Raw genomic sequence first — 26999 nt, forward strand, 5'->3', positions numbered from 1 at the left:
CAATCGCGCATTACCAGTTCATGTTCAGCGAGACACCGACGGTGCGCGGTTCGTTGTAGACCGCCGCCATGTAGTTCTCGATCACACCCTTGAGGTTCTTCTCGTTGGTGATGTTGCGCGCGAACAGCGCCACTTCGTAGGCACCGTAGTTGCCCGAGTAGCCGATCTTCAGGCCACCCTCGAAATCACCCTTGGAATTGAATTCCCTGGTGTCGTACAGCACGAAGCTGGTGTAACCCTGCTTGTTCCAGTCGGTGGACACGAACATGGTGCCGGCATCGCTGACCGGGAAGTCGTAGCGGGCGGCCAGGTTGACGTTGTACTTCGGCGCATTCGGCAGCGGGTTGCCGTCGATCTGCGCGAAGGTGTTGGCACCGACCTTGATGGTCGGGTCACCGACGGTGCAGACCACCTGGCCGTTGAGGCCGCAGACCTGCGCATAGACGCGCTTGTCCTTGATCTCGCTGTGCAGCAGGCTCAGGCCGGCGCTCAGGGTCAGGTTCGGGATCGGGCGCAGCTCCATGTCCGCTTCGAAGCCGTAGGCCTTGGCCTTGTCAGCGTTGAACAGCACGCCGTTGCCGTCCGAATCGTTGCCGTTGAGCTGGATGTCATTGACCGTGTAGGTGAACGCGGTGGCATTCAGGCGCAGGCGGTTGTCCCACAGGCTGCTCTTCACGCCCGCTTCCCAGGACAGGATGGTCTCGGAATCGGCGGTGGTGAAGTCGGCGTTGAACACGGCCGAGCGGCCCTGGATGGTCGGGCCGCGGAAGCCGCGGGCAACCTTGGCGTAGACGCTCACGTCCGGCGTGATCTGGTACATCGCGCTCAGATCCCAGCTCGGGGTGGTGTCGGACATCTTGACGTCGGTGCGGCCCTTGTAGGTGACCACGCCAGCAGCAGTGTCCGCGGTCTTCAGCAGGCGGGTGTGCTTCTCGTCCTTGGTCTGGCGCAGGCCGGCGGTGACGGTGAACTTGTCGGTGAAGGCGTAGCTCAGCTGTCCGAAGCCGGCCCACGAGGTGTTCTTGTTGCGCAGGCGCACCCAGTTGTTCGGGTTGCGGGCCGCACCCTGCAGGAACCACGCACGCTGGTAGAAGTCGGTGGTGTCGCTGCCGTTGAAGTAGAACGCACCGGCCTGCCACTGCAGTGCGTTGTCGTCATGGCTGGCCAGGCGGAACTCCTGGGTCCACTGGTCGAGGTCGCGGATGCGGCCCATCGACTGGCCATAGCCGTTCGGCACGCCATTGACCGGGAAGTTCACCGCAGCGCCGCCGTCGGTGTCGCCACGGCTGTAGCCGGAGGTGGTCTCGTAGGCAGTGATCGAGGTGAAGTCGATCGCACCGAAGTCGTAGCGTGCCTTCACCGAGCCGCCGTAGGTCTTGTAGGCCTGCGGGTTGTTGTCGGCTTCGTCGTAGGCCACCTTGTCGCGCGGCACGTCGGTCTTGTTCGAGCCCTTGGTCAGCGCACCGCGCAGGAACAGGGTCGAGGTGCCTTCGTAGTCACGGGCATGGGCCGAGGCCAGGATCGAGAACTGGTCGCTCGGGGTCAGCAGCAGCTGCGCGCGCACGTTGCGGTCGTCGAAGCCGCCCATCGCGTTCTTCTTCGGGCTGATGGTGCCGTCGGCGCTCGGGCCCTTGTAGGTGTTGTCGACGTAGTCATCGCGATGCTGGTACAGGGCCGACACGCGGAACGACGCGATGTCGTTGATCGGGCCACCGAAGCCGCCATCGATCGACACGCTGTTGTAGGTCGCGTAGCTGGCGCTGACGCGGCCGGTGTAGTCCTGTGTCGGCTTCAGGGTGTCGAACTTGACGATGCCGGCGGTGGTGTTGCGACCGAACAGCGAACCCTGCGGGCCGCGCAGCACTTCCACCTGGTCCACGTCATAGACCGGGTTGGACTTCAGCACCACGTGTTCCAGCACCACGTCGTCCTGGATGATCGACACCGGCTGCGAGGCACCCAGGTAGAAGTCGATGTTGCCCAGGCCGCGGATGTAGAAGCGCGGGAAGATGCGGCCGGTGGTGGTTTCCGCATACAGGCTCGGCACGCGGCCGGACAGCGCCAGCAGGGTGTCGTCACCGCCAGCGGTGAAGTCGCGCATGCGCTCGCCCTGCACCACGCCGACCGAGACCGGCACTTCCTGCAGGTTCTGCTCGCGGTGCTCGGCGGTCACGGTGATCGTGTCCAGCCCGGTCGGGGTCGGCGCGCTGTCCTGCGCGGCGGCGCCGAAGCTGCCGACCAGGGCCAGGCTGGCACAGGCCAGGGCCAGCGGGTGGCGGCGGAAGGAAACGAAGGAAGACGACAGACCCGACAGGCGGCGGGAATCGGTATGGGAGGGCATGCAATGCTCTGAGGAGGCGTCCGTGCGGCCTGCGCGAGCCGGGCGGCAAATGGGAGGAAGACTGCGCAAGCCGTCATTATCCCCCAAATTGTTACGATTTCGTTGCGCGAGCTCCGAACCCGATGAAACAAGCGGTTTCGGCACAGTCACTCGGCATTTGGCACGCCTTTCGGGCTTGACTCAGGGAAGCGGGCTCAGCGCCACATCGACCATTGCCAGCAGCCGCTCGCGGCTGATGCCATCGCGGGCCTGCACCGAAATGCCATGCAGCACCGTGGCGAAATGGTCGCCCAGCGCCTGCACCGCCGCGTCGTCGGCCAGCTCACCCTCGGCCTGCGCCTGCTGCAGGCGCGCGATGATCGCCGCCGTACGCTGGCGACGATGGCTGGCCAGCCAGTCACGCACGCCTTCGCCGTCGGGCGACACGCTGCTGGCCGAGGACACCACCAGGCAGCCATGCGGGCGCCCGCGCCGGGTGTAGGTCAGCACCGCCTCACGCAGCATCGTGCCGATGGCCTCACGCAGCGATGCCTGCTCCAGCGCGCGTGGCGCGAAACCACCCTCGCCCTCTTCGTACAGCGCCACCGCCTCGCGGAACAGCTGCTCCTTGCTTCCGAACGCGGCATAGATGCGCGCCGAGGCGATGCCCAGTGCTTCGACCAGCGCCGACATCGAGGTGCCTTCATAGCCGTGCTGCCAGAACAGCAGCATCGCCTTGCGCAACGCCTGGTCCCTGTCGAATTCGCGCGGTCGCCCTGCCATCTGCCTGCCTGCTCCAGTGAGGCGCGCAGTGTAACGCGGGTGTTGACCACCGCGAGGGTCGCGCCTATTCTTTGTCGACTGACAAACAATTGGAGCAACACATGCAGACCCTCAAGGGCCCCAGCCTGCACCTGGCGCAGTTCGCCGGCGACCAGGCCCCGTTCAACAGCCTCGACGGCATTGCCGCATGGGCGGCCGGCCACGGCTTCAAGGCCCTGCAGATTCCGGCCTGGGATGCGCGCCTGTTCGACCTGGCCACCGCCGCCGACAGCCAGGACTACTGCGACGACATCCGCGGCACCCTGGCCGAACACGGCCTGCAGGTCAGCGAGCTGACCACCCACATCCTCGGCCAGCTGGTGGCCGTGCATCCGGCCTACGATGAACTGTGCGACGGCTTCGCACCGGAAGCCCTGCGCGGCAATCCGCAGGCCCGCACCGAATGGGCGCAGCAGCAGCTGCACCTGGCCGCCCGCGCCTCGCGCCGGCTCGGCCTGCAGGACATGGGCACCTTCTCCGGCTCGTTCGCCTGGCCCTACCTGTTCCCGTTCCCGCAGCGCCCGCCGGGCCTGATCGATGCGGCGTTCGATGAACTGGCCCGGCGCTGGCGGCCGATCCTCGACACCTGCGAGGACAACGGCATCAACCTCTGCTACGAGATCCATCCCAGCGAGGACCTGCACGACGGCACCAGCTTCGAGCGCTTCTTTGAACGCGTCGGCCAGCACGAACGCTGCCGCATCCTGTTCGATCCCAGCCACTTCGTGCTGCAGCAGCTGGACTACCTGCAGTACCTGGACATCTACCACCCGCTGATCCGCATGTTCCATGTCAAGGATGCGGAGTTCCGCCCCAGCGGCCGCCAGGGCACCTATGGCGGTTACGCCGACTGGACCGAGCGCGCCGGCCGCTTCCGCTCGCTGGGCGATGGCCAGGTCGACTTCAAGTCGATCTTCTCCAAGCTGGCCCAGTACGACTACCCGGGCTGGGCCACGCTGGAATGGGAGTGCTGCCTGAAGGACCAGGAAGCCGGCGCGCGCGAGGGCGCCGCGTTCATCCGCGACCACATCATCCCGGTCACCGACAAGATCTTCGACGACTTCGCCGGTGCGCCGATCAGCACCGCACAGATGCAGCAGATGCTCGGCATCGCCTGAACCCCAACGGAGCCTTCCCCCATGACTTCCTCCCTTCCCGCCGGCACTGCCGGCGACGACGCCCTGCGCCACCACTACCTGCGCATCGACGGCCAGCGTGTGCATTGCGTGTCCGCCGGCCACGGTGAGCCGGTGCTGCTGATTCCGGGCTGGCCGCAGACCTGGTACGCCTGGCGCCACGTGCTGCACGCACTGGCCGAGGCCGGTTTCGAAGCCATCGCTATCGATCCGCCCGGTATCGGCGAATCCGATCGGCCCGCCCATGGCTACGACACCGGCAGCGCCGCCGCCGTCCTGCACCAGACCATGCAGGCGCTGGGCCACGACCGCTACCAGGTGGTCGGCCATGACATCGGCATGTGGATCGCCTATGCGCTGGCCAGCGACCAGCCGCAGGCCGTGCGCCAACTGGCGGTCACCGAGGCGGTGATTCCGGGCCTGGCCCCGGAACCGGGCATTTTCGCCGCACCGGCCGACAACATCTTCCTCTGGCATTTCATGTTCAACCAGGTGTCCGATCTTCCCGAAGCGCTGATCAGCGGCCGCGAGCGCGCCTACCTGGAATTCATGTTCGATCGCTGGTCGTACCGTCGCGATGCCGTCGCTGCAGATACCTACATCGCCGCCTACAGCCGTCCAGGCGCATTGCGTGCCGGCTTCGCCTGGTACCGTGCGATTCCGGAAACGATCCGCCAGAACAAGCTCCGCGCCGAGCGCCGGCTGCCGATGCCGGTACTGGCGATCGGCGCCGAACATGCCACCGGCGATGCGCCGATGCTGACCCTGCTGCCACATGCCGACGACGTGCGCGGCAGCATCGTCCCGGGCTGCGGCCACTTCATCATGGAGGAAGCGCCGCAGGCGTTCCTGGCGCAGTTGCTGCCGTTCCTGCAGGAGGCACGCCATGCCGCTTGAAGCGGAACTGCAGCAGTTCGTCGACGCCGTTGCCGCGCATCCGCTGCCGGATGATCTGCGAGCGCTGCGCGCGATCAGCGAGAGCACACTGCCGCAACTGCAGGGAGCACCCCAAGCGGTCGCACACGTGATCGAACAGACATTGACCACGCGCGACGGTCATGCCCTGGAGCTACGCCTGTACACACCGGATGGGCTGCCCGATGGACCGGCACCCGCCCTGCTGTTCGCCCATGGTGGTGGCTGGTTCCAGTGTTCGCTGGCGGTCTATGACGGCCCCTGCCGCGCCTTGGCCAATAGCAGTGGCTGCGTGATCGTCGCCGTCGGCTATCGGCTCGCGCCGGAACACTCCTTCCCGGTTCCGCTGCATGACGTTGCCGACGCCTGGCAGTGGCTGCAGGCCAATGCCGGGCGCCTGGGACTGGACCCGCAACGGCTGGCGATTGGTGGCGACAGCGCTGGCGGCAATCTGGCAGCCGCATGCTGCCTGCTGCTGCGCGATCTCGGCCTGCCGCAGCCGCATCACCAGCTGCTGCTGTACCCGGCACTGGATGCCGGCATGGGCAGCGACTCCTACCGCGAGTACGCCAATGGCTTCTACCTCAACGCCGAGTTGATGCAACGCTGCTGGCAGGCCTACCTGGGCGATCTGGATGCGCCGCCGGCACTGGCCTCGCCGGCCCACGCCACGGATCTGCAGGGGCTGGCCCCGGCCTCGGTGCTCAGCTGCGAGCACGACCCGCTGCGTGACGAGGCCGAGCAGTACGCGCGGCGCCTGCAAGCTGCGGGCGTCGGCTGCACGCTTGAGCGGCTATCCGGGATGATCCACGCCTGTCTCCATCTGCGCGGAGTGGCCGCCTCCACCGAGGTGGCAGTGCAGCGCGCGGGCGTGCTGCTGCGCCGGGCGCTGTCCTGAAGGCCGGGACGGCCGTAGACGCAACGTTACGGCCGTCCCGGCCCCGCGCTTGGCAAGCCCGGCGGGCAGCGCTACACTGAAGCCCTGCCGTGGGGCCATAGCTCAGCTGGGAGAGCGCGTCGTTCGCAATGACGAGGTCAGGAGTTCGATCCTCCTTGGCTCCACCACTATTCGAAAGAACCCGTAGATCCTGCGATCTACGGGTTTTTTCTTTTCAGTGGCCCGCTCAGGCGGGATCCTGCCCGCCGTCCTTGCGCTTCGGGTCGCGCGAATGTGCATCGCGCACCTGCTGGTCGCGCTGCCCCGGCCGCTGCCTGGCCACATCGTCCTGCTTCCTGTCCTGGCGGCTTTCCTGCACGCCCTGCCTGGGGTCGCCCTGGTCTTTTTCGCGCTCACTCATCCATCGCTCCTTCGCCGGCGGGACACCGACGCTACCCCTACCCTAGAGATCGCCGGGTAATCAGCAGGTCAGCCCTGCGCCAACAGCGCGTGCAGCCGCAAATGACTCCACTCAGGTGCGGGTAATCGACACCCCACCCTCCACGCGCATCGCGGTGCCGGTCACGAAGCTGCTTTCATCGCTGGCCAGGAACAGCGCCGCGTTGGCAATCTCCTCCGGCTCGGCCAGGCGCTTGAGCGCGTGCAGCGAGCGCACGAAGTCACGCGCGTCGCCACTGGGCGCGGCCTGCCGGCCCATTTCGGTATCGGTGCCACCGGGCAGCAGCACGTTGCTGCGCACGCCACGTGCACCATATTCGGCGGCGATCACCTGGCTCAGGCCGATCAGCCCGGCCTTGCTCGACGCGTAGGCCGCCATGCCCGGGAAGCCCACGGTATGGCCGACGAAGGTGCCGACGAACACCAGAGAGCCGCCGCCACGTGCCAGCAATGCCGGCAGCTGCGCGCGAGCAGCATGGAAGGCGGCATCCAGGTTGGTTGCCATCACCTCGCGCCAGGCATCCACCGGGAATTCCGCGGCCGGTACACCGGGGCCGAGCATGCCGGCATTGTTGAGGGCGATGTCCAGGCCGCCGAATGAGTGCCGGGCCAGATCGACCAGCGCCTGCGCGGTGTCAGGGTCGGCCACGTCGGCGGCATGCACCACCACCTCGCCCCCCGCAGCACGGATCTGCTCGGCCAGCGACTGCAGCGGTTCCAGCCGCCGCGCGTTGAGCACCAGTTTCGCGCCTTCGGCGGCGAACCGCAGCGCGCTGGCGCGGCCAATGCCGGCGCTGGCACCGGTGATGAGAGCGATCTTGTTGTTCAGGCGCATGGTGGCGGTATCGGTTGTGAAGGTGCCGCCACGATGCCGCGCCTTCGGCCCGCCAACACTCCGTTTCCGGGCTTCGTCTATCGGTGCAGGAAACGGAGTTTCCGCAGAACCGGCACATGCCAGAATCTGGTCATGGACAGCACCGCCACTACCGCCCTCGATGCCCGCGTCGAACGGGTCTGCCGCCACCTGCAGGCCAGCCTCGACGAACCCTCGCTGCAGGAACTGGCCGGCATTGCCGGCTGCAGCCCGACGCGCCTGCATCGCCTGTTCAAGCAGGCGACCGGGCTGACCCCCAAGCAGTACGCCGCCGCGCTGCGCGCCGACCGCCTGCGCACCGGACTGGAACACCAGGAGCGCATCACCGATGCCTTCCACGACGCCGGTTTCGGCTCCAGCGGGCGTTTCTACGAAAACGCCCCGCGCCTGCTGGGCATGACCCCGAAGCAGTGGCGCTCAGGTGGTCGCGGCGAAGTCATCCACTTCGCGCTTGCCGAAAGCTCGCTGGGCAGCGTGCTGGTGGCCAGCAGCGGGACCGGCGTGGTCGCAATCCTGCTCGGCGACGATCCGGAGACACTGCTGCAGTCGCTGCAGCAGCGTTTCCGCCAGGCCGAACTGGTCGGCGCCGACAGCGGCTATGAACAACTGGTGGCGCAGGTGGTGGGCCTGGTCGAGGACCCCACGCGTGGCACCACGCTGCCGCTGGATATCCGCGGCACCGCGTTCCAGCAGCGGGTCTGGCAGGCGCTGCAGCAGATTCCACGCGGGCAGACCGCGTCGTATGCCGACATCGCCGCGCGCATCGGCGCACCGCGCTCAAGCCGCGCAGTGGCCAGGGCCTGTGCAAGCAATCCACTGGCGGTGGCGGTGCCCTGCCACCGCGTGGTGCGCCGCGATGGCGACCTGTCCGGCTACGCCTGGGGCGTCGCGCGCAAGCGCGAACTGCTGCGCCGGGAAAAGGCCTCGACTGCCTGACGTGGGTGCCGACCCTGGCCGGCACGCCCTGTGACAGCGCCGGACCATGCCCGGCGAACACTCAATCCAGCTTCACCACCAGCTTGCCGAAGTTGCGCCCCTTCAGCAGTCCGAAGAACGCTTCCGGCGCATTCTCCAGTCCATCCACCACATCCTCACGGTACTGGATACGGCCCTCACGCAGCCATTGCGGCATCTCGCGTTCGAAGTCCGGCCACAGGTGATTGAAGTCGTGCACGATGAAACCCCGCACGGTCAGGCGCTGGCGCAGGATCTGGCTGAACAGTGCCGGCAGCCGGTCCGGGCCGGGCTGCTCGACGCCGCGATCGTTGTAGGTGGCGATGGTGCCGCACACCGGAATGCGGGCGAAGTCATTGAGCAGCGGCAGCACCGCATCCAGCACGTGCCCGCCCACGTTCTCGAAGTACACGTCAATACCCGCGGGCACCGCCGCGTGCAGCTGCGCGGCGAAATCAGCGGCGCGATGATCCAGCGCCACGTCCACGCCCAGCGTCTGCAGATAGGCGCGCTTGGCTTCGCCGCCGGCAATGGCGACCACGCGCGCGCCCTGCAGCTTGGCCAGCTGGGCCACGGTGGCGCCCACCGGACCGGTTGCGGCGGCCACCACCAGCGTCTCACCCGGTTTCAGCCGGGCGATTTCATGCAGGCTGGAATACGCAGTGAACCCCGGCATGCCGTACACGCCCAGCGCCGTGCTCAACGGTAACCCGACCGGATCCAGCCGGCGCCCGAGTGCCCGGGCCGGCAGCACCGCGTGGGTCTGCCAGCCACCCGGCGCCAGCACCAGCTCACCTGTGGCTACGCCCTCGGCGTTGGACTGCAGCACCTCCGCCACAGTCTGGCCTTCCATCACCGCACCCACGGCCACCGGCGCCGCGTACGAAGGACCCTCGTCCATGCGTCCACGCATGTATGGGTCCAGCGACAGGTAGCGATTGCGCAGCAGCACCTCTCCTTCCGCCAATGCCGGCAGTGCGGCCTGCTCCAGGCGGAAGTTCGCCGCGCTCGGTGCGCCCTGCGGACGCGAGGCCAGCACGATGCGGGACGTGGTTGGGGAATCGGACATGGCGGCGGTCTCTGCTGTGGCCAGCTTCGGGAAAGGACTGCCGACACTACGCCGCATCGACCGCCCGTGGCGGCCACGAAAACAGCGTTCCATTGCCCGGACCCGCGCGCGTCCGGCGCACCCCTTGTCCTTGCAGCTTTGGCGATCGCGGCGACCTGCTGAATTCCAGCGCAGGCGATGATCGATTGGCCCGCCCCGCCCCACAACGGAGGATCAAGCACTTGCGAGCGCGCAGACGGCAATGTGAAGAAATCTTGGCAAAACCCTTGCCGAAGACAACCGACCTCCGTAATATACGCCTCCTTGGCAGCGACCTCGCTGCAACGAAACATGTGGCCGAGTAGCTCAGTTGGTAGAGCAGGGGATTGAAAATCCCCGTGTCGGCGGTTCGATTCCGTCTTCGGCCACCACTTTCGAAGGCCTGCAGAAATGCGGGTCTTTTTTTTCCGGAAGCCGCATCCATCGCGGTTGCCACACAATTTGGCCGAGTAGCTCAGTTGGTAGAGCAGGGGATTGAAAATCCCCGTGTCGGCGGTTCGATTCCGTCTTCGGCCACCATTTTCAGAGACCTGCAGAAATGCAGGTCTTTTTTTGTCTTCGATTTCCTTCCATGCAACGTGCCCGCATGGGGACGCCAGCGCCGGATTGACGAAACATTTACACGCGGCACGCGCCGCCGCACCTACGCTCCAGATTCCTGCCTGGAGCCTGTCGATGCACCTGCGCCCCGCCCTGCTCGCGTGCCTGCTGCTGGCCGCCGCCCCGGTGCTCGCCGTCGAGCCGGTGCGCGCGGTCGATACCCTGGACATCGATCGCTATGCCGGCCAATGGCACGAGATCGCGCACCTGCCGGTCTCGTTCCAGAAGCAATGCGTCGGCGAGATCACCGCCAACTACGGGCTGCGCCGCGACGGCCGGATCAGCGTCACCAATGCCTGCCGCAACGGCGAAGGCGAGCGCGTGGTTGCCGAAGGCGTGGCGCGCCCGGTACCCGGCCACCCCGGCCAACTGCAGGTGCGCTTCGTGCCGGACTGGCTGAGCTGGGTACCGCTGGTCTGGGCCGATTACTGGGTGCTGGCGCTGGACCCGGACTACCAGTGGGCCCTGGTCGGCGAACCCGGCCGCAAGTACCTATGGATTCTCTCGCGCGTGCCGGAAATGGAGCGCGCGCGGTTCGAACAGCTCAAGGCAACGGCCGAATCCATGGGCTACGACCTCGGCCCGCTGCGCCAGATGGCACCGCTGCGGGAATCGCCCGCCAAGTGAACCGCGGCGCGAGCCGCGCACCCGACGTGGACGATCCGGCGCCGCGCACGCCCGGCCGCCATCTTCACGCGCTACCCTCTGCGGCGGGTCGTCACCGGCGATCCAAACAACCATACGCCGTAGTATGCTTATCCCAACGCACCCCCTCCAGAGGACTTGCGCCCATGCTCCACCGTTTCCGTATCGCCTTGATCGTTCTGTGCACCCTCGCCCTTGTTGCCTGCAACAACGGCATCGTCAAGCGTGTTTCGGAACCGGCGGCCAGCCTGCAGCAACTGACCGTGCGCGCCGATGGCAACTGGACCGTGGCCCTGCGCCTGCAGAACTTCAGCTCGATGCCGATGACCTTCGATGACGTTTCGCTGGCATTGACCGTGGGCGACAGCGAAGCCGGCACCCTGCAGGCGAGGCCGGGCATTTCCATTGGCGGCACCTCGGCCGACGTCATCAATGTCGACCTTGTGCCCAGCTCGGCCGCGCGCCTGATCGTGGCCGACGCGCTGGCCGGCAACCGCACCCTGGCCTACGGCCTGAAGGGAACGGTGGCCGCCACGCCGCAGGAAAAGAAGCAGCGCAGCTTCGACATCAGCAGCCGCAGCACCCTCAACCAGGCCCCCGGCCTGCCTGGCGTGCTGCGCTGAATCCCCGCTTCCGCCGCGGCGCCCGGCGCCGCTCCCCTGCCCCTGATCAAATCGAGACGTACCGATGAGCAGCTACACCGCCCCGCTTTCCGACCTCCGTTTCGCCCTGCACGACGTGCTCAAGGTCGAACCCCTGTTCGCCCGCCTGGGCTTCACCGACGCCACCGCCGACGTGGTCGATGCCGTGCTGGAAGAAGCCGGGCGCTTCAGCGCCACCGTGCTGGCCCCGCTCAACAGCGTGGGTGACGAGATCGGCTGCGTGCTCGACCAGGCCACCGGTGAGGTGACCACGCCGCCCGGCTTCAAGCAGGCCTACGACCAGTTCGTCGATGGCGGCTGGACCGGCCTGACCGCTTCGCCGGACCTGGGTGGCCAGGGCCTGCCGCATACCCTGGGCGTACCGCTCAACGAAATGATCAACGCCGCCAACCTGGCATGGGGCAACTTCCCGCTGCTCTCGCACGGCGCCATCGAAGCACTGAAGCAGCATGGCGAAGCGTGGCAGCACGAGGCCTTCCTCAAGCCGCTGATCGAAGGCCGCTGGACCGGCACCATGTGCCTGACCGAACCGCATTGCGGCACCGACCTGGGCCTGCTCAAGACCAAGGCCGAACCGAACGCCGACGGCAGCTACGCCATCACCGGCACCAAGATCTTCATCACCGCCGGCGAGCACGACCTGACTGGCAACATCGTGCACCTGGTGCTGGCCAAGCTGCCCGACGCCCCTGCGGGCGCCAAGGGCATCTCGCTGTTCGTCACCCCCAAGTTCAAGGTCGACCGCGACGGCAACGTCGGCGAGCGCAACGCGCTGCGCTGTGGCTCGATCGAGCACAAGATGGGCATCAAGGGCTCGGTCACCTGCGTGATGAACTTCGATGGCGCGCAGGGCTACCTGGTCGGCCAGCCGCACAAGGGCCTGCAGGCGATGTTCACCATGATGAACACCGCACGGCTGGGCGTCGGCCTGCAGGGCATCGGCCTGTCCGAGCGCGCCTACCAGAACGCGCTGAAGTACAGCCGTGAGCGCCTGCAGTCGCGTGCGCTCAGTGGTGCCAAGTTCCCGGACAAGCCGGCCGATCCGATCCTGGTCCACCCGGATGTGCGCCGCATGTTGCTGACGGTGAAGTCGCTGGTCGAAGGCAGCCGCCTGCTGGCCCTGCACGCGGCCACCCTGATCGACGTGGCCCACCACGCCGAAGACGCCGCCGAGCGCGAGCGCGCCGACACCCTGGTCAGCTTCCTCACGCCCATCTCGAAGGCCTGCCAGACCGAATGGGGCATCGAGAACACCTACAACGCGCTGCAGTGCTTCGGGGGCCACGGCTACATCCGCGAACACGGCATGGAACAGCTGGCCCGCGATGCGCGCATCACCACGCTGTATGAAGGCACCACCGGCATCCAGGCGCTGGACCTGATCGGGCGCAAGACCGCGTCCAGCCAGGGCGCCGGCCTGAAGCTGATGCTGGCCGAGATCGAAGCCTTCGCCAAGGAACATGAAGGCAACGAGGCGCTGGCCGAGTTCATCGGCCCGCTGCGCGCCAAGGCCGCCGAGTGGGGCGCGCTGACGATGGACGTGCTGAAGCGCGCATCCGCCAACCCGGACGAACTGGGTGCGGCCAGCTACGACTACCTGTTCTATTCGGGTTACGTGGTGCTGGCCTACTGGTGGGCCCGCAGCGTGGCCGCCGCCGATGCCAGCGCGCACGGCGCCGCCTTCGCCCAGGGCAAGCGCGAGACCGCTCGGTTCTACTTCGCCCGGGTGCTGCCGCGCACGCTCAGCCACGCCGCCGCGATCCAGGCCGGCGCCGCCCCGCTGATGGCGATGGACGACGAGCGCTTCGGCGCCTGAGCCGGGCCACGCCCGGCACCCGCGGTAGTGCCGGCCGCTGGCCGGCAACCGCAACAGCTGGCTTCTGCGGGATGGCGAGGCGGGTCCAATTGCGAGGGACGGCGCAAGTACGTCCCTGTAGCCTCGATCGCGCCATCCATGGCGCTCACGCCCCCGCAACCGGACCCACCCCGCCTCTGACAGATTTCTGCTGCTGTGGGTAGGTGTCGACCTTGGTCGACACGTTGGATCCACGCCATGCGTGGATGGGAACCACCGGAATCCCTCGGGAGAAAAGCCCCCTTTTGTTAAAGGGGGCGCGCCAACGGCGCGGGGATTAGGAGGAATGCGCGGACCTGAATTGTTGCGTTTTGGGTATCGCCCAAGTGGCGATACCCAAAACGCAACAATTCAGGTATAAGCTGTTCTCCCGATGGAGACAGACACTACACGCTTGGGTCTGATCGAAGCCGGAGCTCCGATTTCTGCTCCGGGCGCCGAGGCATCGCCCAACGTCACCCCGCTGCATCGCCCCGGTTCGGTCCGGCTGCTCTCGCTGGATGCCCACGGACGCGTACTGGACTGGATCACCTGGCAGGATGCGGCCTGCCTCTACGCCCGTGAAGCCGTGGCCTGGACGCTGGGCGATCCCTGCCTGCACATCCACGGTGGCACCAACCGCTTCAGCGGCCTGCAAAGCGGCATGGACCTGCACCCGATCATCGCCGCCCGCGGCCACGCCCGCTCCCGCGCGATCGACCCCACGCCGAACCTGACCAACCCGGCCCTGTTCGCCCGCGATGCGCACCTGTGCATGTACTGCGGCCAGCAGTTCAACCGCCCTACCCTCACCCGCGACCACGTCATGCCGCTGTCCAAGGGTGGCCTGGACTGCTGGGAAAACGTGGTCACCGCCTGCTTCCACTGCAACTCGCGCAAGAGCGACCGCACCCCGCAGCAGGCGGGAATGCCCCTGCTGGCCGTGCCCTACCGGCCCAGCTGGATCGAGCACCTGATCCTGTCCAACCGCAACATCCTGGCCGACCAGATGGCCTTCCTGAAGGCGCAATTGCCGAAGCGATCGAAACTGAGCACCTGAACGGCCGAAAATGCAACCCTCACCGTCCTGTCACGGGCGGCGGCGTTTGCTTGCCCCACCCCCGTTTGAGGGCGAAAATGGGCGTTCAGAAAAAGTGCGAACACGATGATCGACTCTGCCCGCTATCCCCGCCTCGCGCGCATCCAGACACCGGATGACCTGCGCACGTTCGACGAATCCGAATTGACGGCGGTCGCCGACGAGCTGCGCGCCTACCTGATCGAATCGGTCGGCAAGAGCGGCGGCCATTTCGCTGCCGGCCTGGGCGTGATCGAACTCACCGTGGCCCTGCACTACCTGTACCAGACGCCGCAGGACCAGCTGGTCTGGGACGTCGGTCACCAGACCTACCCGCACAAGATCCTCACCGGGCGCCGCGACGAGATCCACACCGTGAAGCAGAAGGACGGCGTCGCGCCGTTCCCGAAGCGCGAAGAGAGCGAATACGACACCTTCGGCGTCGGCCACTCCTCGACCTCGATCTCGGCCGCGCTCGGCATGGCCATCGCCCGCCAGTCCGAAGGCGACGACCGCAAGGTCGTCGCGGTGATCGGTGACGGCGCGATGACCGCCGGCATGGCCTTCGAGGCGCTGATGCACGCTGGCGGCATGGAACCGGAGCCGAACCTGCTGGTGATCCTCAACGACAACAACATGTCGATCTCCGAGGCGGTCGGCGGCCTGACCAAGATGCTCGGCCGTGCCACCGGCAGCCGCACGCTCAACGCACTGCGCGAAGGCGGCAAGAAGATCCTCGGCGACAAGAAGAACAACCCGGCCCGCTTCGTGAAGCGCTGGGAAGAACACTGGAAAGGCATGTTCGTGCCGTCCACGATGTTCGAGGAAATGGGCTTCCACTACACCGGCCCGATCGATGGCCACGACATGCCGGCGCTGCTGTCCACGCTGAAGACGCTGCGCGCCTCCAAGGGTCCGAAGCTGCTGCACGTGATGACCACCAAGGGCAAGGGTTACGAGCCGGCCGAGGGCGACCAGATCGGTTACCACGCGGTCGGCCCGTTCGATCCGGACAAGGGCCTGGTGGCCAAGTCCGGCGCCCGGAAGCCGACCTACACCGACGTGTTCAGCGACTGGCTGTGCGACGCCGCCGCTGCCGAGCCGCGCCTGTTCGGCATCACCCCGGCGATGCGCGAAGGCTCGGGCCTGGTGCGCTTCAGCAAGGAATACCCGCAGCGCTATTTCGACGTGGCCATCGCCGAACAGCACGCGGTCACCCTCGCTGCCGGCATGGCCACCCAGGGCGGCAAGCCGGTGGTGGCGATCTATTCAACCTTCCTGCAGCGCGCGTACGACCAGCTGGTGCATGACGTGGCGATCCAGGACCTGGACGTGCTGTTCGCGATCGACCGCGCCGGCGTGGTCGGCCCGGATGGCGCGACCCATGCCGGCAACCTCGACCTGAGCTTCCTGCGCTGCGTGCCGAACCTGGTGGTGATGGCGCCGTCCAACGAAGCCGAATGCCGTCAGATGCTCAGCACCGGCCTGCAGCATCCGGGCCCGGCCGCGGTGCGCTATCCGCGCGGCACCGGCACCGGCATTGCCGCCGGTACCGACCTGTCCACGCTGCCGATCGGCAAGGGCGAGCTGCGCCTGCAGGGCAGCCGTATCGCCCTGCTCGCCTTCGGCAGCACCGTGTCCGCCGCCGAACAGGTCGGCCGCGAGCTGGGCCTGAGCGTGGTCAACATGCGCTTCATCAAGCCGCTGGACCGCGAACTGGTGCTGGCCACGGCCGCCGGGCACGAAGGCCTGGTCACGATCGAGGACAACGTGGTGGCCGGCGGTGCCGGTTCCGGCGTTGGCGAACTGCTCAATGCCGAAGGCGTGCTGCGCCCGATCCTGCACCTGGGCCTGCCCGACAGCTACCAGCACCACGCCAGCCGTGAGGACCTGCTGGCCGAAGCCGGCATCGACGCGGCGGGCATCCGCGCTGCGGTACTGAAGCGCTGGCCGCAGCTGGCCGTGGGCAGCCCGCCGCTCAGCGCGGCAGGCTGAAGCCGCTGCAGGCCCGGTGGATCCACGCATGGCGTGGATCCATTGTGGAGCAGAGAAAAATCCACGCCATGCGTGGATGACAGCCCCTGGAAAATGATCCGGCGCGCCCCGCGCTCAGCCGTAACTGACCGCTTCCACAAAGGCGCCACTGGCCTCCACGCGCACGGCTGCGCGCTGCCCGGTGTCGACGAAGTGCAGGCGTGCGAGGGTTTCAGCAAAATCGAACGCGCGGGCACCGTCGCGGAAATCGATCGGCTCCGGCCGATCCGGGTGCAGCACGCGCCACTGGCGCTGCTCGCATTGCAGGCGGATCAACATGCGGCTCACTCCTTGAGACAGCGTATCGACGGGGGCGGGACAGGCATGCCGATTGCGGCGCGCATTGTCGCGACGAATCAGGAGCACGCGGAGGTGCCCCTGATCGCAGACGATACGACGTTCAAAATGTGAGCTGTATCAGATTATTCTGATTTTCGAGAGGAACGCTCAATTCACCTGGAACTGGGCACGGCAACCGTCGCTCACCCAGATGCCGCGACGATCCCAACCCCAGGTCTGGCCTTCAATGCACGCGCTGCGCGAATCCTGGCGGACCAGGCGCACGCCACGGCGGATGCGCGCATCGCAGTATTCCTGGCGGTGCCCATTGGAATGGCAGGTGATCACCTCACCGCCGCCCCAACCGTTGCCATTGTTGCCCCAGCCGTTGCCTCGGCCGCCACCCCAGCCGCCCCGCCGGTACTCGCCGACGAATTCGGCACGGCAGCCCTGGGTGACCCATACACCGTTGCGCGATTGGCCCCAGGTCTCGCCTTCCACACAGGGCGATCCAGACAGCTGGCGGATCATCCGCGCCCGCCCCTCCAGGCGGCACTCGTTGCTGCGGTTCTTGATCGATTCGCAGCGCACGATGCCGCTGCCCTCGCGGCCGCCATAGCGGTCATCGTCATAGCCGTAGCCATAGCTCTGCGCCTGGGCGCCGCCCGCGGCCGCCAGCATTGGCAACAGGGTGCAGGCCAGGGTGCGCCAGCTGAGTGCCTTGCCCATCGAGATCTCCAGATGAATACGATGGCGCAAGCATCCGGGATTCGCGGCGCGCCGCACAGTGGGAAACGTAACGGCAGTTTTTCCCCCATTCAAACAACCCAACCGGACCTGACTGGACCGGCGTGACTCATGGACCGCCTTTCTCGGCCCCGCTGCCCATGCCACCGGCATTGCCCAGCCGTTCCTCGAACGCATAGGCGAACAGCTCGGCGTCATTGCTGATGCCCAGTTTCCTCATCGCGGAAATGCGTTGCCGGCTGATGGTACTGACCGTGCGCCGCAACTGCGCGGCGATCTCGGTGATCGAGGGCCCCGACACATACAGCCGCAGGACTTCCAGTTCCTTCGGTGACAGCACCGACAGCGATCGCTCGCGCCCGGCATCCTGCAGGCAGTGCGCCAATTCGGGGTCCAGATAGATCCCTCCGCTCAACACGGTATCGACCGCCCTGCGGATGCCATCCACGCCACTGCCCTTGCACACCAGCCCACGCACTCCGGTGCGCATGGCCATGTTCAAGGTGGTGGCATTGGTGACCATCGTGGCCAGGATCACCGGCACCTTGGGGTGATTGCGACGCAACGCCTGCAGCATCGCCTGGCCGTCCGAGCGCCCGCCATCGGGCATCGAAAAATCAGTCACCACCAGATCCACCGGTTCTTCGGCCAGCACCGCCAGCAGGCTTTCCGCGCATCGCGCTTCGGCCACCACGCGGTGGCGCCCACCGGCCTCGATCACGATGCGCGTGCCAAGCAGGACCAGTGGATGATCATCCGCAATGGCAATTCGAGTGAGCATGCTGATTACCCGTCAATAGTCACGCCGCAGTGCGCAGCGAAGACGCTAGTAATCATTCCAGGCTACGTCAACTTAACAATCACGCACTGCAATTGATGGCATCGCAGCAGTATCAACCGGCCAATTCCACTAGTTGCAGCGAGCTGCACAAACACGGACGGCACTGCAATTTTCCCAATAGTTTCATTCCATAAAACCGGTAGCGCCGCTTACATAGTCACCTCCGATCACTCGCTGTACTGGACACCCCATGGTCCGTTTCCGTCGTCGACCTTTTGAGGATCTGCAAGAGCCCTTTGCAGCAGAACCGCTGGCGCCGGCAGCCCTGCCAACGGCCGCATTGCCGTTCGTGCAGCAGTTGCGCCTGCACCTGGCAAGCGACGGCGCGCTGCAACGACGCCCGGCCCATGCCGCGATCATCCATGACGGCGCCACCGTGTGCTGGCTGGATGCCAGGAACGACCGGATGATGACCACTGCACCCGCGCCGATCACGCTGACGCTGCTGCAGAAGCTGCTGGGCGATGCGGACCCTGCGCTCAGCCTGGTGCCGGTGACGCAGGACGTGTTCGTGCAGCGTGCGACGGTGTCCAGCAACATTCCACTGCGCCTGACGCTGTGGAACATTGCCCTGGCCACCGCCGGGCATGGCACGCCGATGCAGCCCCTGCATGACGGCACCAAGCTGCGCCTTCGGCGCTGGCCGGACTTCCGCATCCTGGCCCATCGTCCCGATCACTTCCGGCTGTGTGCGCTGCTGATCAAGCAGGGCGCATCCGTGCAGGCGTGCTGCGCCATCCTCGACCTGCCACGCCGAAGCGTGCAGTCATTCTTCAATGCGGCCTTCCTCACCGCCTACGCCTTTCCCGTCGTGGGCGAGGACGCGCCCGTGCGCCCCTCGCCCACCGACGGCCTCGTCAATCTGTGGCGACAACTTCGCATCCGCTGGAGTGCATGACCGTGCGTGAGCACAAGATCGTAGTGATGGGCCCCCTCGGCGCGGGCAAGTCCACCCTGGTGCAGACCCTGACCCGGGGCAAGGCCGTAGTGACCGAGGCCCGCAATACCGACCCCGCCGTGGGCAAGCAGTACACCACCGTGGCCATGGACTATGGCGACATCGACCTGCCTGGTGGTGACCGCTTGCGCCTGTATGGATCGCCCGGGCAGGAGCGCTTTTCATACATCTGGCCGATCCTGCTAGCCGGTGCCGAAGGTGCCATCGTCCTGATCGATGGCAGCGCCGGCGTGGACAGCACGCTGGCTGGGCAGCATCTGAGAGCCATCGCAGACAGCGCACCGGGCCTGCCGGTGGTCATCGGCTTCACCCGATGCGGCAGTACCGATGATCCGGTACAGCCACACTGGCAGGACTGGTTGCAGGACCATGCACCGCACCTGCCGGCGCTGCCACTGGACCCACGCGACATGGCCCAGGCCATCACCGCGATGGATCTGCTGATGAGCCAGATCGAATGCAACGCCATGGCGGTCACCCATGCATGACATCGGCCGCACTTCACCACTGGACGCACTGGTACGCGACGTCACCGGCATCCAGACCCTCGTCGTTGCCAGCACCGATGGCTTCGCACTGGCCCAGGCCGGCCCGCAGGGCCATGTCGCCGATCGCCTGGCCGCGATGACCAGTTCGATGCTCGGCCTGGCCAGTGCATTGGGCCGCGAACTGCACTTCGGTGAGCTCGACACGCTGATCCTCGACGCCGCCGACGGCAAGGTGCTGATGCTCGCCATTCCCGGAAAGCAACCGCGCCTGCTGATGACCGCCTGCGACCACCGCTGTGTCATCGGCAACGTGCTCTGGCATGCCAAGCAGTGCGTGCGCGCCCTGGCCGACAGTCTGAACTGATGCATGCCTTTCTCACTGCTCAGACGGCTGTTCACCCCCTCACACCCGCAACGGACCACTGAAATGAATATCGCCATCAATAAATGCCTGGACACGCTCATGCAGATCAACGGCGCGCAAGCCGTTGCCCTGGTCGACTACGAAAGCGGCATGCTGCTGGGTGAGGCCGGCTCGGGCGTGGACATGGAACTGGCGGCCGCAGGAAACACCGAAGTGCTGCGCGCCAAAATGAAAACCGCCGAAGCACTGAACCTCAACGACAACATCGAAGACGTCCTGATCACGCTGGGACGCGCGTACCACGTGCTGCGCCCGGTGTCGGCCAAGAAGGGGTTGTTCTTCTACGTGGTACTGGACCGGCAGAAGGCAAATCTCGCCCTCGCACGGCGCATGGTGCTGGACGTGGAAAGTTCGCTGGCGCTGTAACACCCGGCAACGACAGACAGGGGATGGAAACGCCGGGGCTGTTCTGGGGAGAGCGGCCCCGGCCTGCGAGTGCGCCCCGCACTCACCACTCACCATCGGGAGTTCCTTGCATGCCAGCTGGATCGTCAGCGCACGCAGCACGCGACGTGCCACCGCGCTACCCGCACTGGGCGGCGGCGGGCATTACCATCGCGCTGGCCGCCGTCTACGCGATCCTGTTGCTTGCTCCCGCCGTGGATGGCCATGCCAGCCGCGTGCGCCTGCGTGATGCGGCCAACGCGCTGGGTCGTGCCATCACCACCGTCGAAGCCAGTTACGCAGAGGGCGATCTCACCTTGACCGACCAGCACCTGGGCTTGCCCGGCAGTGCCGCGTACTGCAGCCATCTGCGCGCCTCGCTGCCGGATACAGGACACGCCGTGCTGTCCTGCGAGCTGCGCGAAACGGCCGCCCTGCGCGGCAGCGTCAGGTGGTCGCGTACCGCTTCCGGCGAGTGGCGATGCCATGCGCGCGCCCCGGATGTGCACGCTGTGCCGGTGAAGTGCCCCACGCAATGAAAGCGCGGCATCGGATTATTTTCAAAACACAGAACCAGTCAGTTCATAAAGTAGATTTTACGATTTCTTGAATATCCACATTGGAGCACTCGTGATTTTCTAGGGCTGCGCCACGAACCCTCCTTTCGCGGCCACACCCACGAATCACCCATGTCACAAAGGATTATCATGAATATCGAATTCGCCCCAGCATCGCGCACAGGCATGCGTGCCTCCCGGCAAAAGGGTTTCTCCCTTATTGAACTCATGGTGGTGGTGGCGATCATCGGCATCCTGGCGATGATTGCCCTGCCTCAGTATCAGAAGTTCTCTACGAAATCGAAGGTGACGTCGGCACTCGCGGAACTGACGAGTGGGAAAATCGGCGTTGAAGCGCTGCTGGCCGAAGGTGCGGATATGACTGGCGCCGACGCGACCTACGTCGGGATGCCAGCCAAGAGCTCCAGGTGCACTGACTTCGATGTGAGCATGAGTGGCACCGGCGAGGGGAGCCTGGTCTGCAATCTCAAGGACGACGCAAACTACGGCACGGCCCAGACTCTGAGTCTGGATCGCACCGCTGAGGGCATCTGGACCTGCTCAAGTTCAATTTCCGACTTGAGCGTCCTGCCGGAAGGTTGCAAAACCTGATCCCAGCAAAGACAAAGGCCGGTAATGGAGCACATTCCGGCCTTCTGACGAACCTCAGTGCAAATCACCGTTCCGCAGGAAACCTGCCATGCCCCCCAAGATCGTACGCAGCACTCACTCCCACACCTTGGTACAGCGCGGATTCTCTCTTGTCGAGCTGATCGTAGCAGTGGCAATCATTGCAATTCTGGCACTGATCGCGCTGCCCCAGTATCAGAAATATGCGATCCGCGCCAAGCTTACAACCGCGCTCTCCGAGGTTTCAGCTGCAAAACCGGTAGTTGAGGCCATTCTTGCCGAAGGACGGGCGTTGCCAACCGGGCAGACCGTGAAACCAGAAGAATTCGGGCTCCCGCAGCAGACCTCGCAATGCGCATCTTTCACTGCAGTATCCATCGATTTTGGCGCTCTGGAGATCTGGTGCAACTTGAGGTTCTCCGGGCGCTACAATGTCAGCGCCGTGGATATTGTTCGCCAAGTAGATGGGGCTTGGAAATGCCGCATTGACGCAGGGGACGCCAGCTGGCTTCCTGCCGGCTGCACCCAGCGCTAGTAAGAGTAGCGACGTATCAATGCTGGGCGACCAAAGACCCGGCTGCTGGCCAGTTACGCAAGGCTCACCGCTGTAAGTGGTGATGGTGTCCCCATAGTGGACCTCTCGCTGGCTGCGTTGGCGATTACGATGCAAGGATTCCGCGGCGGGATGTGACAGTCATAGTCAGCGATGACGCACTTCGGGCTTCATCCTCATTCGCAGCATGAAGAGTATCGGCATCAATCTCTTTCACAGTGCATATGGGAATGCAAATCCCTGGGGAGACCGGCTATTCCAATCCGGCATTCCCCATATTCTCCACGACCTTCTGCTCGAGCTGTGCCAGCCCGGCTGACTGACTGACTGACTGACTGACTGACGCGCAAGCATGCGATCCACGCAGGCTGCTGAGCCATCCTTTTTCCGCCGCCAACACCCCCGCATTCGTATTGGATGTTTCATCCTGCAAGAGGCAAACACCCGTGGATCACATCCCCTCCATCGCGCTCGCCGATCCCAATCCTTGGGTCCGTCGTGAACTGGTGCGCAGCGTCCAGCCCCATCTGGATGGCACTGTGCTCAGCGAAGCCCGCTCGCCCGCGGAGGTTCTGATGCAGATCGCCAACCCGCACTGCAAGGTGCTGGTCATCGATCCGTGCATGCCCACCGTAGGCCAGACCGATGGCATGCCGCTGCTGCGCCAGATCTGCTGCCTGCGCAGGGACCTGCTCATCCTGGTCCTGGCCCAGCAACCCCTGCGCCTGCTGCAGGATCGCGCCCTGCCAGCGCAGGTCAGGCACGTCTATGCGAAGACGGTCAACCCGCTGTGGCTGTGCCGTTTCATCAGCCAGGCACTGCGCGATGAATCGACTGGCGTTACGCCACTGGCGCAGGACGCAGCCCGCTGACCGGCGCGGCGGCGGCGGGCAGCGCCTCGAAATGCACGGCTTCCACGCTGTTGCCCAGCGCTTCCACGCGCACCGTGCTGCCCTGGCCGGTGCGGCGGTGGTGGGCGCTGGCCCGGCCAACCGCGGCGTCGAAGGCGGCGGCGCCGCTGCTGAAGGCTTCGGCCACGCCGGCGGCGGGGTCCAGCAGCGACCACTGTGCGGCACTGCACTTGACGGTAATGACCATGGGAAGCTCCTCGTGGGGAAATGGCACAGGGGGCGCATGACCCTCTGCTGATGACGTCACCGTAGCCAGCCCATCAGCGCGGTCCTATCAGATAAGTACGAAAAACCCGCGCCCGGGTGTCAGAACTCCACGCTCATCACATCCCTGAGCCCGTTTAGCCTGTTCATTCCGTGATCCTTGTCACGGAGTCGGTTCAGCTTCACACTACCGTCACTAACAGGGGCCCCTTCCACATGCGCACCTTCTTCTCGCAGCAGCGCGGGACGCTGCTCAAGTTCTATTTCGTGGCCAGCTATCTGGTGCTGATCGAAGAACTGATCCGCGCCGCCATGCATTGAGCGCTTGCTGGCAGCACGGCGCCAGCAGAAACTGTTGCTTCAAGGCATGGAGTTCGCCCGATGAAAGTGCTTCTTCTGATTCCAGCGCTGCTGGTCCTGTCCGCCTGCGCCAACCAGCGTCAGGCGGCCGCCAGCGCCGATGCTGCGGCCAGCTCGCCGGCCACGCCGAGGGTCGGCGCTGATCGCGACGCCCACGGCTGCATTGGTTCTGCCGGCTACCAGTGGTGCGAACACAGCCAACGCTGCGAGCGGCCGTGGGAACTGGCGCAGGCCCAGGGGTTGGCCAATACCGCCGAAGCGATCGATGCCTACTGCGCGAAGCCGGCCAGTCCGGCGCGCAAGTGAGCAGCGCGCACCATGGCTGAGCTCAGTCCGCTGCCCGCCCTCGCACCCGGCCGCTACCGCCATTTCAAGGGCGGCGAGTACCAAGTGATCGACATCGTCCGCAGCAGCGAAACGCTGGAGCCGCTGGTGCTGTACCGGGCGCTCTATGGCGAAGGTGGGCTGTGGGTGCGCCCCTACCCGATGTTCGTCGAGCAGGTACCCGGCGAACACGGCCCGCAGCCGCGCTTCGCGCGTATCGGCGATTGAATCCGCGTTGCCGGCCACGGCCGGCAGTGGCTGCCCGGCACCGGGCCTGCGTTACAATCGTACCGTCCAGTCGGTTTCTTCCCGCCATGTCCGCATCCTCCTCCCGCTCGCGCCGCAAGGCGCCCGACAGCGTGCGCCAGTCGCTGCTGCAGGCCACCATCGACGTGATCGCACGGCAGGGACTGGCCGCAGTGACCGTGCAGGACATCGCACAGGCGGCCGGCGTCAGCAAGGGCGCGCTGTTCCATCACTTCGCCAGCAAGCAGGCGCTGGTCGATGCCGCCATCGCCACGCTCATCGCGGAGTTCGAAGCGCAGGTACGTGGCCTGATGGCAGGCAGTGCGCACTACGGCTGCTTCACCCGCGCCTATGTGCGCGCCAACTTCGACCACCTGCTGCAGCAGGAACGGGTGAACGATATCGGGCTGACCCTGGGCAACATGCTTGAACCGGCGCTGCTTGCGCAGTGGGGCGCCTGGCTGCGGCGCATGCTGGCCGAGTTCCCGGAGGAAGCCGCCAATCCCCGCCTGTATGCGGCGCGCTGTGTTGCCGACGGCTACTGGGCCACCGCCTACGGCCGGCCGCTGGACGAGGAAGAACGCATCAATGCCCTGGCCATGGCCGAGCAGGCCCTGAAGCTGTGTGACCCTGTGTAAGCCGGAGCCTGCGATGAATCCCTACGTCTATCTCGCCGCCGCGATCGTGCTGGAAGTGATCGCCACGTCGCTGCTCAAGGCCTCCGACGGCATGAGCCGGCTGCTGCCCACGCTGGGTGCGCTGGTCGGCTACGGGCTGTGCTTCTACCTGCTGTCGGTGACCATGAAATCGATACCGACCGGCATCGCCTACGCCATCTGGTCCGGCATCGGCATCGTGCTGATCTCGGTGATCGGGCTGGTGGTGTTCAAGCAGCGCCTGGATGCGCCGGCACTGATCGGCATCGGGCTGATCTGCGCCGGCGTGCTGGTGATCAACCTGTTCTCGCGCAGCAGCGCACACTGAGCACGCTGCCGCGCGGCACGCGCTAGCTGACCTTCCTGGCCACGGTCATGCCCAGCAGGAACAGCACCACGGCGATGATGATGCCGGCCCAGAACAGGAACTTGGCGATGCCGACCGCCGCGCCGGCAATGCCGCCGAAGCCGAGCACGCCTGCGATGACGCCGATGATGGCGAAGATGATGGCCCACTTGATCATGTCAAACCTTTCCCCGCGGGGACTGCGTACTGGATGATCAGGCTAGGCCGTGGCCGATGCGGCACTCGTGAACAGGCCGCGTGCGCGGCGTGAATCAGCGCGGGCGGAAACGCAGCAGGGCCACCGCGAACGCCAGGAACACGCTGCCCACCAGCCGCTCGAACCAGCGCCGTGCAAACGGCTTTGCCAGCCAGCGGCGCAGGCCATGGCCACCGGCTGCATACATCACGTACCAGAACAGCTCGCAGCCGGCGAAGGTAGCCACCAGCACGCTGTACTGCAGCGCCTGGCCGCGCGAAGGGTCGACGAACTGTGGCAGGAACGCCGTCGCGAACAGCAGCAGCTTGGGATTGCTCAGGCCGACCAGAAGTCCCCCGCGGAACACTGCCCATGCGCCGAGTGCCGGCGCGACCGCCAGCCCTGCATCCACGGTCACCGGCGGCGCCGGGCGGCCGCTGTCACGCCATGCCTTCAGCCCCAGCCAGGCCAGGTAGGCCACGCCCACGTAACGCAGCACCTCGAACAGCATCGGCGAGGAATGCAGCAGCGCGCTCAGGCCCGCCGCGGACGCGGCCAGCACCAGCAGCATCGCCAGCAGGCAGCCCGCCATTGCCGGCACGCTGCCACGGAAGCCGAGCCCGACGCTGCGGCCCAGGATATGCAGCATGTTCGGCCCCGGGGTGCCACACAGCACGAACACGGTGGCCAGGAACCACCACCAGGTATGCAGGGCCATCGCGCACATCCACTCCAGAAGACCGCACCAGCATAGGCCGTGCCCGCAACGCACGGAACATACAGCCCACCGTGGATGCAGTGGTTACAGATTCCGGGATCGGCAGCCGCACGCCTTCTGTGCTGCAATGGAGGCCCCTGGCATGGAGCGGTGCATGAAGACCCTTGGCCTGATCGGCGGCATGAGCTGGGAGAGCTCGGCGCAGTACTACCGGCTCATCAACGAGGAGATCCGTGATCGCCTGGGCGGCGCCCACTCGGCACAGCTGCTGCTGTGGTCGGTGGATTTCGCCGGCATCAAGCAGCTGCAGCACGACGGCGACTGGGATGCGCTGGGCGACCACATGGCCGATGCCGCACGGCGCCTGCAGGCCGGCGGCGCCGATCTGCTGCTGATCTGCACCAACACCATGCACAAGCTGACCGATCGCATCGAAGCCACCTGCCCCCTGCCGCTGCTTCATATCGCCGACCCGACCGCGAACGCGATCGTGCAGGCGGGTGCGCGCAGGGTAGGCCTGCTCGGCACCGCCTTCACCATGGAGCAGGACTTCTACCGTGGGCGGCTGCAGGAGCGCTTCGGCCTGGAGGTGCTGGTGCCCGATGCCGAAGATCGTCGCAGCGTGCACGACATCATCTACCAGGAGCTGATCGCCGGCGTGGTCAGCGAGCAGTCACGGCAGGTCTATGCCGCGGTCATCGCGCGCCTGGTCGCGCGCGGCGCAGAGGCGATCATCCTCGGCTGTACCGAGATCATGCTGCTGGTGCGGCCGGAGGACAGCGCCGTGCCGTTGTTCGATACCACCACCCTGCATGCGCGGGCCGCGGTGGACGCGGCACTGGCCTGACCCCACCTGCGA

33 protein-coding genes and 3 tRNA genes are annotated in these 26999 nt (G+C 66.1%); 25 read left to right on the forward strand and 11 right to left on the reverse strand.

What is annotated here, in order from left to right:
* Nucleotides 1–10: 10 nt before the first annotated feature.
* Together N5C18_RS21700 and N5C18_RS21705 are read right to left on the reverse strand one after the other, a co-directional pair.
* Nucleotides 11–2341, reverse strand: coding sequence for a TonB-dependent receptor (locus tag N5C18_RS21700; protein WP_279945586.1), 2331 nt, complete (start codon nucleotides 2339–2341; stop codon nucleotides 11–13).
* Between the two features lie 180 nt (nucleotides 2342–2521).
* Nucleotides 2522–3103, reverse strand: a complete 582-nt coding sequence (locus N5C18_RS21705) for a TetR/AcrR family transcriptional regulator (protein WP_164088002.1) — start codon at nucleotides 3101–3103, stop codon at nucleotides 2522–2524.
* A gap of 101 nt (nucleotides 3104–3204) precedes the next feature.
* On the opposite strand from N5C18_RS21705, the gene N5C18_RS21710 reads away from it, so the two are divergent.
* The 4 genes from N5C18_RS21710 (at nucleotide 3205) to N5C18_RS21725 (ending at nucleotide 6258) form a co-directional block, all read left to right on the forward strand.
* On the forward strand, nucleotides 3205–4260 hold the full coding sequence (locus tag N5C18_RS21710; RefSeq protein ID WP_279945587.1) for a sugar phosphate isomerase/epimerase: 1056 nt from the start codon (nucleotides 3205–3207) through the stop codon (nucleotides 4258–4260).
* A gap of 21 nt (nucleotides 4261–4281) precedes the next feature.
* Entirely contained in the window at nucleotides 4282–5175 is an 894-nt protein-coding gene (locus tag N5C18_RS21715) for an alpha/beta hydrolase (RefSeq protein WP_279945588.1), read from the forward strand.
* Complete coding sequence (locus N5C18_RS21720; protein ID WP_279945589.1) at nucleotides 5165–6091, forward strand: alpha/beta hydrolase; 927 nt, start codon at nucleotides 5165–5167, stop codon at nucleotides 6089–6091. Before N5C18_RS21715 ends, N5C18_RS21720 begins: the two co-directional genes overlap by 11 nt.
* Nucleotides 6092–6182: 91 nt before the next feature.
* Nucleotides 6183–6258 (forward strand) — tRNA-Ala (locus N5C18_RS21725).
* Nucleotides 6259–6317: 59 nt separating this feature from the next.
* Here the strand turns inward: N5C18_RS21725 and N5C18_RS21730 are convergent.
* Together N5C18_RS21730 and N5C18_RS21735 are read right to left on the reverse strand one after the other, a co-directional pair.
* Nucleotides 6318–6491 (reverse strand): hypothetical protein, encoded by a 174-nt coding sequence (locus N5C18_RS21730; RefSeq protein WP_271260482.1) that lies wholly within the window; start codon nucleotides 6489–6491, stop codon nucleotides 6318–6320.
* Between the two features lie 111 nt (nucleotides 6492–6602).
* A complete protein-coding gene (locus N5C18_RS21735; RefSeq protein ID WP_279945590.1) occupies nucleotides 6603–7364 on the reverse strand; it encodes an SDR family oxidoreductase in 762 nt (253 codons plus the stop codon).
* A 132-nt stretch (nucleotides 7365–7496) separates the two neighbouring features.
* On the opposite strand from N5C18_RS21735, the gene N5C18_RS21740 reads away from it, so the two are divergent.
* A complete protein-coding gene (locus tag N5C18_RS21740; RefSeq protein WP_279945591.1) occupies nucleotides 7497–8339 on the forward strand; it encodes a methylated-DNA--[protein]-cysteine S-methyltransferase in 843 nt (280 codons plus the stop codon).
* A 61-nt stretch (nucleotides 8340–8400) separates the two neighbouring features.
* Here N5C18_RS21740 and N5C18_RS21745 read toward each other — a convergent pair whose 3' ends face one another.
* Nucleotides 8401–9426 carry an NADP-dependent oxidoreductase gene (locus N5C18_RS21745; RefSeq protein WP_279945592.1) on the reverse strand — a complete coding sequence of 342 codons (1026 nt, stop codon included), beginning with the start codon at nucleotides 9424–9426 and terminating at the stop codon, nucleotides 8401–8403.
* A 334-nt stretch (nucleotides 9427–9760) separates the two neighbouring features.
* Here N5C18_RS21745 and N5C18_RS21750 point away from each other — a divergent pair.
* From N5C18_RS21750 to dxs, 7 genes are all read left to right on the forward strand, one after another.
* Nucleotides 9761–9836, forward strand: a tRNA-Phe gene (locus tag N5C18_RS21750).
* Nucleotides 9837–9908: 72 nt separating this feature from the next.
* Nucleotides 9909–9984 (forward strand) — tRNA-Phe (locus N5C18_RS21755).
* Between the two features lie 156 nt (nucleotides 9985–10140).
* The gene (locus N5C18_RS21760) at nucleotides 10141–10692 is read left to right on the forward strand and encodes a lipocalin family protein (RefSeq protein WP_197563378.1); all 552 of its coding nucleotides are present in this window, start codon (nucleotides 10141–10143) and stop codon (nucleotides 10690–10692) included.
* 164 nt (nucleotides 10693–10856) lie between these two features.
* The gene (locus tag N5C18_RS21765; RefSeq protein ID WP_006457727.1) at nucleotides 10857–11333 is read left to right on the forward strand and encodes an LEA type 2 family protein; all 477 of its coding nucleotides are present in this window, start codon (nucleotides 10857–10859) and stop codon (nucleotides 11331–11333) included.
* A 64-nt stretch (nucleotides 11334–11397) separates the two neighbouring features.
* Nucleotides 11398–13188: an acyl-CoA dehydrogenase C-terminal domain-containing protein gene (locus N5C18_RS21770; RefSeq protein WP_279945593.1), complete on the forward strand. Its 1791-nt coding sequence runs from the start codon at nucleotides 11398–11400 to the stop codon at nucleotides 13186–13188.
* A 412-nt stretch (nucleotides 13189–13600) separates the two neighbouring features.
* Nucleotides 13601–14266: an HNH endonuclease gene (locus tag N5C18_RS21775; protein WP_006457729.1), complete on the forward strand. Its 666-nt coding sequence runs from the start codon at nucleotides 13601–13603 to the stop codon at nucleotides 14264–14266.
* A 105-nt stretch (nucleotides 14267–14371) separates the two neighbouring features.
* Nucleotides 14372–16279 (forward strand): 1-deoxy-D-xylulose-5-phosphate synthase, encoded by a 1908-nt coding sequence (gene dxs / locus N5C18_RS21780; protein WP_279945594.1) that lies wholly within the window; start codon nucleotides 14372–14374, stop codon nucleotides 16277–16279.
* A gap of 114 nt (nucleotides 16280–16393) precedes the next feature.
* Here the strand turns inward: dxs and N5C18_RS21785 are convergent, their stop codons facing one another.
* The 3 genes from N5C18_RS21785 to N5C18_RS21795 all read right to left on the reverse strand — a co-directional run bounded on the left by N5C18_RS21785 (nucleotide 16394) and on the right by N5C18_RS21795 (nucleotide 18125).
* Nucleotides 16394–16597: a hypothetical protein gene (locus N5C18_RS21785; RefSeq protein ID WP_005410416.1), complete on the reverse strand. Its 204-nt coding sequence runs from the start codon at nucleotides 16595–16597 to the stop codon at nucleotides 16394–16396.
* A gap of 168 nt (nucleotides 16598–16765) precedes the next feature.
* Nucleotides 16766–17326 (reverse strand): DUF3011 domain-containing protein, encoded by a 561-nt coding sequence (locus N5C18_RS21790; protein ID WP_053510918.1) that lies wholly within the window; start codon nucleotides 17324–17326, stop codon nucleotides 16766–16768.
* Between the two features lie 127 nt (nucleotides 17327–17453).
* Nucleotides 17454–18125, reverse strand: a complete 672-nt coding sequence (locus N5C18_RS21795) for a response regulator transcription factor (protein ID WP_053510921.1) — start codon at nucleotides 18123–18125, stop codon at nucleotides 17454–17456.
* A gap of 250 nt (nucleotides 18126–18375) precedes the next feature.
* Here N5C18_RS21795 and N5C18_RS21800 point away from each other — a divergent pair, with 250 nt between their 5' ends.
* From N5C18_RS21800 to N5C18_RS21835, 8 genes are all read left to right on the forward strand, one after another.
* Entirely contained in the window at nucleotides 18376–19083 is a 708-nt protein-coding gene (locus tag N5C18_RS21800) for a hypothetical protein (RefSeq protein WP_279945595.1), read from the forward strand.
* Nucleotides 19080–19631 carry a GTP-binding protein gene (locus tag N5C18_RS21805; RefSeq protein WP_050413361.1) on the forward strand — a complete coding sequence of 184 codons (552 nt, stop codon included), beginning with the start codon at nucleotides 19080–19082 and terminating at the stop codon, nucleotides 19629–19631. Before N5C18_RS21800 ends, N5C18_RS21805 begins: the two co-directional genes overlap by 4 nt.
* A complete protein-coding gene (locus tag N5C18_RS21810; protein WP_053510925.1) occupies nucleotides 19624–19995 on the forward strand; it encodes a roadblock/LC7 domain-containing protein in 372 nt (123 codons plus the stop codon). Before N5C18_RS21805 ends, N5C18_RS21810 begins: the two co-directional genes overlap by 8 nt.
* 99 nt (nucleotides 19996–20094) lie before the next feature.
* Nucleotides 20095–20421 (forward strand): hypothetical protein, encoded by a 327-nt coding sequence (locus N5C18_RS21815; protein ID WP_197563404.1) that lies wholly within the window; start codon nucleotides 20095–20097, stop codon nucleotides 20419–20421.
* Nucleotides 20422–20531: 110 nt separating this feature from the next.
* Entirely contained in the window at nucleotides 20532–20978 is a 447-nt protein-coding gene (locus tag N5C18_RS21820; RefSeq protein WP_080376001.1) for a pilin, read from the forward strand.
* 168 nt (nucleotides 20979–21146) lie between these two features.
* Nucleotides 21147–21608, forward strand: coding sequence for a pilin (locus tag N5C18_RS21825; protein ID WP_279945596.1), 462 nt, complete (start codon nucleotides 21147–21149; stop codon nucleotides 21606–21608).
* Nucleotides 21609–21696: 88 nt separating this feature from the next.
* Nucleotides 21697–22161, forward strand: coding sequence for a pilin (locus N5C18_RS21830; protein WP_279945597.1), 465 nt, complete (start codon nucleotides 21697–21699; stop codon nucleotides 22159–22161).
* A gap of 593 nt (nucleotides 22162–22754) precedes the next feature.
* Nucleotides 22755–23051: a hypothetical protein gene (locus N5C18_RS21835; RefSeq protein ID WP_279945598.1), complete on the forward strand. Its 297-nt coding sequence runs from the start codon at nucleotides 22755–22757 to the stop codon at nucleotides 23049–23051.
* Here N5C18_RS21835 and N5C18_RS21840 read toward each other — a convergent pair.
* Nucleotides 23020–23277 carry a hypothetical protein gene (locus N5C18_RS21840; protein WP_053510933.1) on the reverse strand — a complete coding sequence of 86 codons (258 nt, stop codon included), beginning with the start codon at nucleotides 23275–23277 and terminating at the stop codon, nucleotides 23020–23022. The genes N5C18_RS21835 and N5C18_RS21840 overlap by 32 nt on opposite strands.
* Nucleotides 23278–23675: 398 nt before the next feature.
* Here N5C18_RS21840 and N5C18_RS21845 point away from each other — a divergent pair, with 398 nt between their 5' ends.
* The 4 genes from N5C18_RS21845 (at nucleotide 23676) to N5C18_RS21860 (ending at nucleotide 25208) form a co-directional block, all read left to right on the forward strand.
* A complete protein-coding gene (locus N5C18_RS21845; protein WP_164241748.1) occupies nucleotides 23676–23960 on the forward strand; it encodes a hypothetical protein in 285 nt (94 codons plus the stop codon).
* Nucleotides 23961–23972: 12 nt separating this feature from the next.
* Nucleotides 23973–24206 (forward strand): DUF1653 domain-containing protein, encoded by a 234-nt coding sequence (locus N5C18_RS21850; RefSeq protein WP_164241749.1) that lies wholly within the window; start codon nucleotides 23973–23975, stop codon nucleotides 24204–24206.
* A gap of 86 nt (nucleotides 24207–24292) precedes the next feature.
* Complete coding sequence (locus N5C18_RS21855; RefSeq protein WP_279945599.1) at nucleotides 24293–24862, forward strand: TetR/AcrR family transcriptional regulator; 570 nt, start codon at nucleotides 24293–24295, stop codon at nucleotides 24860–24862.
* A gap of 13 nt (nucleotides 24863–24875) precedes the next feature.
* Nucleotides 24876–25208, forward strand: coding sequence for an SMR family transporter (locus N5C18_RS21860; RefSeq protein WP_006457753.1), 333 nt, complete (start codon nucleotides 24876–24878; stop codon nucleotides 25206–25208).
* 22 nt (nucleotides 25209–25230) lie between these two features.
* Here the strand turns inward: N5C18_RS21860 and N5C18_RS21865 are convergent, their stop codons facing one another.
* Nucleotides 25231–25404: a DUF1328 domain-containing protein gene (locus tag N5C18_RS21865; RefSeq protein WP_080376002.1), complete on the reverse strand. Its 174-nt coding sequence runs from the start codon at nucleotides 25402–25404 to the stop codon at nucleotides 25231–25233.
* Between the two features lie 94 nt (nucleotides 25405–25498).
* Nucleotides 25499–26140, reverse strand: a complete 642-nt coding sequence (locus N5C18_RS21870) for a LysE family translocator (RefSeq protein ID WP_279945600.1) — start codon at nucleotides 26138–26140, stop codon at nucleotides 25499–25501.
* Nucleotides 26141–26294: 154 nt separating this feature from the next.
* On the opposite strand from N5C18_RS21870, the gene N5C18_RS21875 reads away from it, so the two are divergent.
* Nucleotides 26295–26987 (forward strand): aspartate/glutamate racemase family protein, encoded by a 693-nt coding sequence (locus N5C18_RS21875; protein ID WP_279945601.1) that lies wholly within the window; start codon nucleotides 26295–26297, stop codon nucleotides 26985–26987.
* The last annotated feature ends 12 nt before the right edge of the window (nucleotides 26988–26999 follow it).

Origin of the sequence: Stenotrophomonas sp. GD03930 (assembly GCF_029839665.1) — a bacterium.
In the GTDB taxonomy this organism is placed as follows: domain Bacteria; phylum Pseudomonadota; class Gammaproteobacteria; order Xanthomonadales; family Xanthomonadaceae; genus Stenotrophomonas; species Stenotrophomonas forensis.